Below are 4,418 nucleotides of genomic sequence, written 5' to 3' on the forward strand. Positions count from 1 at the left end.
GAAGTACATTGGTAATAAAATAATAATTTTTACTTGTTTTTTACCTCAGTTCTTTGTTGTAAGTAGTGCTTTATTATCTTTTCATCGCAATATTTTCGTGAACCCATTTAACTTCATCTTTCGGTTCAATTTCTCCAACTTTACTACTACACCTGCTAAAAGTCGCAGCTGGAAAATCATAAGGTTTACTATCGTCAAAATATGGTCCAACCACACCTAACATCCATCCATTTTCTGCAGCCCAATGTGGTTTATTTGTCATATACTTGAATACGTGATAAAATACATTATTCCCGTCAAAATCTATTTTTACTTTTTCAAGATGTTTTATGTCATCAGGTGCTTTGTCTAATTCAGTCGGGAATTCAAGCCAGTTAACCAATTTACTTTCTGCACCACTTTCAATGGTCAAATATTCTTTAGGGAACAGTTCCGTTTTATTATTTTCAGATAGTATTTGGTAAGTCAGTTCACGAGTCTTATTATCTTTTGCATATTCCAAAACTTCTTCTTTTTTTATTTCTTCTCCGTTTTCTAATTTTTCTACAAGTGGTTTGATTCTTTCAAATCTCAACTTATGAGTTTTTGCACTTTCTTTTTTGAATGCAAAATATCTGTATAGAATGAAGAGAATTATAATTCCAATTATTATAAATATTATTTTCATATGTCGGTTTTTCGCATTACTTACAACGGTCTCGGCTATGAGTAGTTGCGTGGTTTAGCACTAAACTTTGCAAGTACACACCAAACTGAAAATCCGCGAGGATTTTCAGAAGTAGGCGAGAACAAGCAATTACTTATAGCCATTGTTGTAGCCAGTTATTTTAAATATTTATTAATCATTTCTTTATTCGATAAGTCAATTAGTTCTGAACTATTCCAGTCCATCAAAACCAAATTCCATTTTTCTCCAATTTTGGAAAGCACATCAATAACTTTGTCGTTATTCAGTCCGAATAAATTTGTTATCCAAATATTCTTGACTTTTTCATTCTCAAAATCAAAGTACACTGCTGAATATTCTTTTCCAAATCCAATAGTATTTTCACTTTTCACTCGATATTCACTTCCGTATCCAGTTATCACTTCTGTGTGTTTTTCTGTTCCAAGTTCAGTCAATAGTTTTTCCAGTTCAGTTTTATCTATTTGTCGATTTTTTAAACTGACTTTATTTTCTTCTCTAACGTATATGTCCGAATATCCGTTTTCTGTAGAAAAGTCAGCAATATTATCCGCTTGTTTTAGCAAGTCAGGTAGATTTTCTTTTGGTACAATCTCTATTTGGCAGAAATCGTCTTCGTGATAAAAAATCGTTCCTTTTGCTCTGTATTCCTTTTTAGTCAATTCCGAATGTTCTGTTTTGGCATTCGACTTTGTGAAATATATCAAAGCGAATAATGCTATTAAAATTCCTATTCCAATTGTCATTCGTAATTTCATTTTTTTAATTGGCTACAACGTTTGCGTATAAGAATAGTTGCGGGTTTGCGAGCGAGGAATTTCCGAAGGAAATTCAGACGTAGCAAACATGCAACGACCTTTGATTAAGCACTAAACCGCAATTATTTTTATACATTGTTAGCTTTTAGTGCTTTTTTGTCCGTTTATTTTTTCGTTAATATTTTATTTCAGTCGGCTTTTTAATTCCGTTTTCATGTTTTATTCAGCTCGATTTTAATTCCGCAAACTTGCTCAAATTCCGCAATATATAATTCAGATTTCGAGTTAGCAATTCCGTAATTTGCTAAATTCCGATTGAGTGAAATTCCGTTTTTCAATTCAGATTTCGATTCTGCAAACGAGCTAAAAAGTCAGACGCAGTTCGATTCAGAGTTTGAGTGATAATTCAGTTCAATATTCCACATTTCATTTTCAAATTCCGCTTTAAAGGACTTTTGATTTAAACCCGAAATTTGAGGTTTTGCAATGACCTTTAGCATTAAAGCTAACGTGTTTGTGTATGACTCGTTGCGGAAAAATCCGCAGGATTCTTTCCGCCGTAACCGAAAGATAGCAAATTGCAATGAATTCCGATTAGGAATTCAGCCGCAATGAGCTATACACATTGTTGTGGTGTCGTTTTTTTATTTACTTCTAATAGTCAAATTTATAAGTGTTAGTTGTTTTTCCTTTTCTCCAATTTTTAAATTCAACGTTCACATTTACTTCTTGAGTTCCGTGAATTTTTTCTTTAAACTCAAAGTTTTCTTGATATGAAATTCCATATTTATTTAGGACTTCATCAATTTTGTTTTTTTCCAGTTCCGCTTTTTTATTTTCTCTTCTATATTTATTCAGTTTAGAGTAAGCAGCTCCCAGAAACGAAAATCCAGCTGCAATCATTCCAATTTTCACGTACCATAGATATACACTAAATATTTTCCAGTCAGATAAAAAGTATCCAAGAAGTATTAAAAGAAAACCAATAATTATTGTGCCGTAGAAAGTCAGATGTGTTGACTTTTGGTTTCTGCGTATTATTTCCAATTCGAGATTAGCAATTTCTAATTTTTCTTGAAATTTTTTGTCAAGTGTAATTTTTGAGCAAGTATTATTAAAATCAGGTTTTTTATTGGTCAAATTACAAGTCAATCCTTTTTCAAGACTCGTTATTTGGTTTTCGCATAAATCACAATGTCGTGAAAAATTCATTAAAATTTCAGTTCGGTTTTAGTCAGTTTTTGATTCCAGCGTTCGTTTTAGTAAATGCACCACAACGGTCTCGGCTATGAGTAGTTGCGTGGGTTAGCACTTAACTTTGCAAGTATCCACCAAACTGAAAATCCGCGAGGATTTTCAGAAGTAGGCGAGAACAAGCAATTACTTATAGCCATTGTTGTGCGTTCGTTTTTAATTCATTTCGTATTCCGTTAATACTCCTTTAAGTTCTTCCAATTTCAAAAGCGGTTTCCTTTCCAAATGAGCAAATCCATATCCATTTCCTTGAACAAAAGCAGGTAAATAATTTTCTCCAATTTCCAAAATTATTCCAACGTCTATTAAGTTTGAAAATTCTCCGTTTATTTTTTTAGCTTCATCCGAATTCGGCTTACATAGTATTTCATCGTGATAACTACTTGTAGTTCCATCGAGTAATTTTTCGATTTCACTTTTTCTTATTCCAGCTATTTTACTCAACATTCTGTTCCATTTAGAGTCAATTTTTTTGACTTTCGCAGGTTCTGTAATCGAATCGGTAAAGTATAAAAAAGTCCGAACTGTTTTTATGTCTGTAATTGGTTTATTTTCTACAAGTATTTTTGCATTTTCGTAAGGCAAGTAACTTTTTTTAAATTCTCGAACTTTTGCTGTCATAGCCTCGTCAGCTTTATTTTGCGAACTTGCAATTTCAGGGACACATTCCAATTCGATATAATATTCCTCAAACTCAAATATGACTTTAATAAATTCAGTCCATATTCGTTTTGGTTCAGAGTTTTTAAGTCTCTGAATAATCTCTTTTTCTATTTTGTTAAATATGTAGTTCAATTTTTTCTCAAATGACGTACAACGGTTTTGTGTATGATTTCGTTGCGTGTTTCAGCAACTAAATTAGCAAATACAAACCGAATAGAAAATCCGCGAGGATTTTCGTAAGTAGGCTAGTACTAGCAATGAATTATACACGTTGTTGCCAGTAGTTTTTTATTCCACTTTATATTTTATTATCGCTTTATCTCCTCGAAAAAATGATTCATTCTCCTTTTTTACAAAATTCAAATTCGTTTCGTGAATTATTTCCAAGTTGTTATTGTCAATCCATTTGGCAGAAACTTTTTTACCTTCTCCATTAAAGTAAATTATTCCGGCTCCACCACCAGAATTCCATTCCATTATTCCACTTGTATGGACATATTTTCCATTTGTAAATTCTTCGTTTACTCTAAATTCCTTTGTTCCGTCAGCAGTTGAAGTTCGGACGAGTTCATTTGTCGTAAATTCAAATTTCGGTCGAACTCTTCTTTTCGCTTTTGGTTTTTCAGTCGATATTAATTTCAGAAAGTTCTGTAATTCGGTTTTTCTTTCCTGAATTGTCTTTTCATCTGCACCAAGTTCTTTCCACAATTCCAAGTCAGTTCCGCTATCAATTATTTCTTTTACTTGCTTTAAAGTTTCGGGTTCAAGAGACTTTGTTTCCCATTGAGCCAGAGCAAGTCCAAATAATGAGTTATTTCTGTCGTCTGAATCCGAAAAATAATCAGCAAATTCCGTTTTTATTTCTTTCGAAACCCAAACTTGATTTCCTCCATTATTATACTTATCGAAAAAGTTCGAATAAATGTCAAGTGTAGTGTCGTTTCCTTTTATTTCTGTGTTCCAAACTCCCATTTAGTTCTGTTTCTCAAATTACTGGCAACGGTTTTGTGTATGGCTCGTTGCGGAAAATCAGCTATGATTTTCCGCCGTAACCGAAA

5 protein-coding genes are annotated in these 4,418 nt (G+C 32.7%); all 5 read right to left on the reverse strand.

Going from position 1 to position 4,418, the window contains the following annotated elements; all coding sequences use genetic code 11:
* Positions 1–73: 73 nt before the first annotated feature.
* On the reverse strand, positions 74–667 hold the full coding sequence (locus tag ABD939_RS14630; protein ID WP_345170173.1) for a hypothetical protein: 594 nt from the start codon (positions 665–667) through the stop codon (positions 74–76).
* A 155-nt stretch (positions 668–822) separates the two neighbouring features.
* Entirely contained in the window at positions 823–1,443 is a 621-nt protein-coding gene (locus ABD939_RS14635; RefSeq protein WP_345170175.1) for a hypothetical protein, read from the reverse strand.
* A 654-nt stretch (positions 1,444–2,097) separates the two neighbouring features.
* Positions 2,098–2,655, reverse strand: coding sequence for a hypothetical protein (locus ABD939_RS14640; RefSeq protein ID WP_345170176.1), 558 nt, complete (start codon positions 2,653–2,655; stop codon positions 2,098–2,100).
* Between the two features lie 198 nt (positions 2,656–2,853).
* Positions 2,854–3,492 carry a hypothetical protein gene (locus ABD939_RS14645; protein WP_345170177.1) on the reverse strand — a complete coding sequence of 213 codons (639 nt, stop codon included), beginning with the start codon at positions 3,490–3,492 and terminating at the stop codon, positions 2,854–2,856.
* A gap of 156 nt (positions 3,493–3,648) precedes the next feature.
* Positions 3,649–4,332, reverse strand: coding sequence for a hypothetical protein (locus ABD939_RS14650; protein WP_345170179.1), 684 nt, complete (start codon positions 4,330–4,332; stop codon positions 3,649–3,651).
* Positions 4,333–4,418: the final 86 nt, after the last annotated feature.

Source organism: Algibacter aquimarinus (assembly GCF_039543265.1).
Lineage (GTDB): Bacteria > Bacteroidota > Bacteroidia > Flavobacteriales > Flavobacteriaceae > Algibacter_B > Algibacter_B aquimarinus.

What these genes read in the sequence shown, in the direction of transcription:
- ABD939_RS14635 (WP_345170175.1), bottom strand. Translation starts at nt 1,443, where the DNA reads ATGAAATTACGAATGACAATTGGAATAGGAATTTTAATAGCATTATTC.
- ABD939_RS14630 (WP_345170173.1), bottom strand. Translation starts at nt 667, where the DNA reads ATGAAAATAATATTTATAATAATTGGAATTATAATTCTCTTCATTCTA.
- ABD939_RS14650 (WP_345170179.1), bottom strand. Translation starts at nt 4,332, where the DNA reads ATGGGAGTTTGGAACACAGAAATAAAAGGAAACGACACTACACTTGAC.
- ABD939_RS14640 (WP_345170176.1), bottom strand. Translation starts at nt 2,655, where the DNA reads ATGAATTTTTCACGACATTGTGATTTATGCGAAAACCAAATAACGAGT.